At 45.4% G+C, this 3,793-nt stretch carries 4 protein-coding genes and 1 tRNA gene; all 5 read left to right on the top strand.

Going from position 1 to position 3,793, the window contains the following annotated elements; genetic code table 11:
- A partial coding sequence (locus HZY94_RS07325) for a group II intron maturase-specific domain-containing protein (RefSeq protein ID WP_306538575.1) occupies positions 1 to 453 on the top strand: 453 nt, incomplete at its 5' end.
- 165 nt (positions 454 to 618) lie between these two features.
- Positions 619 to 1,677: a PTS sugar transporter subunit IIC gene (locus HZY94_RS07320; RefSeq protein WP_179925642.1), complete on the top strand. Its 1,059-nt coding sequence runs from the start codon at positions 619 to 621 to the stop codon at positions 1,675 to 1,677.
- 17 nt (positions 1,678 to 1,694) lie between these two features.
- Positions 1,695 to 2,732, top strand: coding sequence for a branched-chain amino acid aminotransferase (locus HZY94_RS07315; RefSeq protein WP_179925641.1), 1,038 nt, complete (start codon positions 1,695 to 1,697; stop codon positions 2,730 to 2,732).
- Positions 2,733 to 2,793: 61 nt separating this feature from the next.
- A tRNA-Leu gene (locus tag HZY94_RS07310) sits at positions 2,794 to 2,879 on the top strand.
- A gap of 546 nt (positions 2,880 to 3,425) precedes the next feature.
- Positions 3,426 to 3,793: reverse transcriptase domain-containing protein (locus tag HZY94_RS07305; protein ID WP_257151906.1), on the top strand; the 368-nt coding region annotated here is incomplete at its 3' end.

Here is a 3,793-nt window from a genome sequence, read left to right as displayed (position 1 = left end):
TGGAAATCTCCGAAAGGCTGGAAATGCCGTCCCCATCAAGATAGTGTACAGAGTTTTAAGCGCAAGCTGAAGCGACTAACGACGAGGAAGTGGAGCATTGACCTAACGACACGGATTGAACGATTAAATTGGGTTATCCGCGGTTGGGTAAATTACTTCTCACTTGGTAATATGAAGACGATACTGACGCAAATAGATGAGCGTTTACGAACTCGTATCCGAGTCATTATCTGGAAGCAATGGAAGAAAAAATCGAGACGACTATGGGGACTTCTGAAACTAGGTGTTCCGAAATGGATAGCCGATAAAGTATCTGGCTGGGGTAACCACTATCAACTAGTGGCACAAAAGTCAGTCTTAAAGCGAGCTATATCAAAACCAGCCCTTACTAAAAGAGGACTGGTTTCTTGTCTAGATTTCTATCTTAAACGACATGCGTTAAAAGTTAGTTGAACCGCCGTGTGCCGAACGGCACGCACGGTGGTGTGAGAGGGACTAGAAATTAGCCTCTACTCGATAAACTTTTCAAAAAACTTCCTAAAATCTATTGCAAATTTTCTGAAAATTAACTACAATAAACTAAAATATTCAGAATTCTCTGAAATACAGGAGGTTTTTATGACAGAATCGAAACGCCCTTTAACTGGCTGGGCATTTGTAAATGCCGTTTTAACAGGAACAGCCTTGGCTGTTATTGTGGCTCTCATTCCCAATGCTGTCCTCAGTGAAATTTTTAAATACTTGATGGCCAATGGTTGGACTGCTTTACAACCAATTGCGGATGCAGCAAGAATTTTTCAATATGGGCTACCTTTGATGGCGGGTGTTTTGATTGCTTTGCAATTTGACTTAAATCCGATGCAGGCGGTAACTGTCGGAGGAGCAGCCTTTCTAGGTTCAGGAGCCTGGAAGGTGGTTCCAGTTGATGGTGTTCCGACAACCCAATTAGTGAGTGTCGGGGTTATGTTAAACACAATGATTACAGCTGCAGTAGCTGTCTGGGTGATTCAGCTAATTGGTGAGCGACTAGGATCCATGAGTTTGATTCTATTACCCATCTTGGCAGGTTTAGGGGCTGGTTGTATTGGCTTGGTCACCCTTCCCTATGTGAGTGCGGGAACCCAGGCAATTGGCCAGGTAATCAACAGCTTTACCGAGTTGGCTCCGCTTTCGATGAGTATCTTGATTGGGATGTGTTTTGCGCTCTTTATTGTTTCTCCTCTATCAACTGTTGCCCTGTCGATTACCATTGGTTTAGAGGGAGTAGCTGCAGGGGCTTCAGCGATGGGCGTTGCAGCGACCACAGCCGTTCTAGTAGTGGCTTCTTTCAAGGTCAATCGTCCGGGAGTAACGCTAGCGATTGCCTTGGGATCGATGAAGATGATGATGCCGAACTTTTTCCGTCGTCCGGTAATGGGCTTAGCCTTTTTGGCCAATGCAGCTGTCTGTGCGATTCCAGTAGCCCTCTTTAATGTTAGTGGAACGGCAGCTTCGGGTGGTTTCGGTCTAGTTGGATTGGTTGGTCCGATGGCCTCTCTTCCAGGTTTGGGACTTCCGATGATGTTATTTGTTTGGTTGGTCTTTCCATTTGCAAGTGCCTTTGTCATTGATTGGATTTTGACCAAAACCTTAAAAGCTTACACAGCAGATATCTATTATTTTGAAGTAAAACGTTAAATTAGGAGGAAACAGTGATGACAAAAGTAACACCAGAAACAATGGATTGGGATAACCTTGGCTTTGCCTATGTGGATACTGGCAAACGCTACCGGGCTTATTACAAGGATGGGGCTTGGTCACCTGGTGGCATTGAAACAAATAAAATGGTGACCATCAGCGAGTCGTCCAATGTCTTGCATTATGGTCAAACCTGTTTTGAAGGGCTCAAGGCTTATCGGACTAAGGATGGTGGTATTCAACTCTTCCGTCCGGATGAAAATGCGAAACGGATGAATCGTTCGGCGGAGAAACTATTGATGCCTGCCTTTCCAGAAGAGTGGTTTGTGGAGGCGGTACATCAGGTTGTGGTAGCCAATGCGGACTGGGTTCCACCCTATGGAACAGGAGCTTCTCTTTATATTCGCCCAGTTATGTTTGGAATTGGGGATGGGATTGGGGTTGTCCCTGCGGATGAGTACATCTTCTCAGTCTTTGTAATGCCTGTTGGCCCTTATTTCAAGGGTGGCTTGCAGCCAGGGAATTTTGTGATTAGTGACTATGACCGGGCGGCGCCGCGTGGAACAGGTTCTCAAAAAGTAGCTGGCAACTATGCAGCTAGCTTGCAGCCAGGAATGTTGGCCAAAAAAGCAGGTTATGCTGATGCTATCTATCTAGATCCTGAGACACATAGCAAGATTGAGGAGGTTGGAGCAGCCAATTTCTTCGGTATTACAGCCGATAATCACTTGGTAACACCGCAGTCCCCTTCAATCCTACCGTCTATCACTAAGTACTCCATTCTCCACCTCGCCCAAGAACGTTTTGGGATGACTGTGGAAGAAGGTGATGTCTATGTGGATCAGTTAGATCGCTTTGTTGAAGCCGGCGCTTGTGGAACAGCAGCGGTTATTACCCCGATTGGCAGCATTACTGCTGGGGAAACAGTCTATCGCTTTACAGAAGGTGATCAAGCTGGTCCAAAATTAAAAGCCCTTTATGAAGAACTGGTCGGCATCCAGTATGGCGATCGACCAGCTCCAGAAGGTTGGATTCAAAAAGTTGAAATTTCCTAAATTTTTTTCAAAAAACAATTGACAAGCCTATCCCTGTCTGATATACTAATTAAGTATTCAAGCGGGGATGGCGGAATTGGCAGACGCGCAGGACTAAGGATCCTGTGACCGCTTTAGGTCGTGAGGGTTCAAGTCCCTCTCTCCGCAAAGTAGCTAACCGAAAGGTTAGCTTTTTTTCAGTACGACGGGCATGTCGTATATCTGAGGTGCAAGTCCTCTGTGGGCACCTGCTACCGGTGAACCCAATAGCGACTCCCAAGCCTGACTATCGTGAGGTAGCGGGGAGAGGAAGGGATAGCGAAATCGTGGCTCTACGAACAGAAATGTGATATGAAGGCGTATGTAGTGGATGAGGAGGCTGAAAACTCTAAAGTCCCAAAAGGTAGTCGTAACCTATATGCGTAGATCACGAGAGTAAACGAGGAAAGATATACGACTTATCCCGTGAGGTCTCATGAGCGTCGTAGACGTAGTAACAACGAATCATGAGAAGTCAGCCGAACCCATAGTAGTGATGAAGTTTCTGTAATGGAAATGGAGCGAAGGGGCGAACAATTAACCGAAGTAATCCTACTTCACTTGTGTCTGTAAAAGAACGGTCTGATAGAACTGGAGACGGTCACGTATTGACTAGGAGAAGGTTCACGAATCTAAGATGTCCCTCAGACACCGAAACAAGAAAGGAATACGCACATGTCAGAATTGCTAGATAAGATATTATCTCGGAACAATATGCTTGAAGCCTATCATCAGGTAAAAAGAAACAAGGGTTCTGCTGGTATCGACGGAGTTACCATTGAGGAAATGGATAATTTCCTACGGCAACATTGGCGAGAAACCAAGGAACTTATAAAGCAGAGGAAGTACAAACCTCAACCAGTTTTACGAGTTGAAATTCCTAAGCCAAATGGTGGCGTCCGAAATCTTGGAATCCCTACAGTCATGGACAGAATGGTACAACAAGCGAGTGTTCAAACCATCAGTCCAATCTGTGAAAGACACTTCTCAGAGTATAGTTATGGCTTTCGTCCCAATCGCTCTTGTGAGACAGCTATTATTCA

Origin of the sequence: Streptococcus danieliae, assembly GCF_013415245.1 — a bacterium.
Taxonomy (GTDB): Bacteria; Bacillota; Bacilli; order Lactobacillales; family Streptococcaceae; genus Streptococcus; species Streptococcus danieliae_A.
Note: the sequence above shows the minus strand (reverse complement) of the source record. Positions and strands in the feature narration are given on the sequence as shown.

Bases quoted from the DNA above. Each gene is read 5' to 3' on its own strand.
- HZY94_RS07320 (WP_179925642.1), top strand. From the start codon at position 619: ATGACAGAATCGAAACGCCCTTTAACTGGCTGGGCATTTGTAAATGCC.
- HZY94_RS07315 (WP_179925641.1), top strand. From the start codon at position 1,695: ATGACAAAAGTAACACCAGAAACAATGGATTGGGATAACCTTGGCTTT.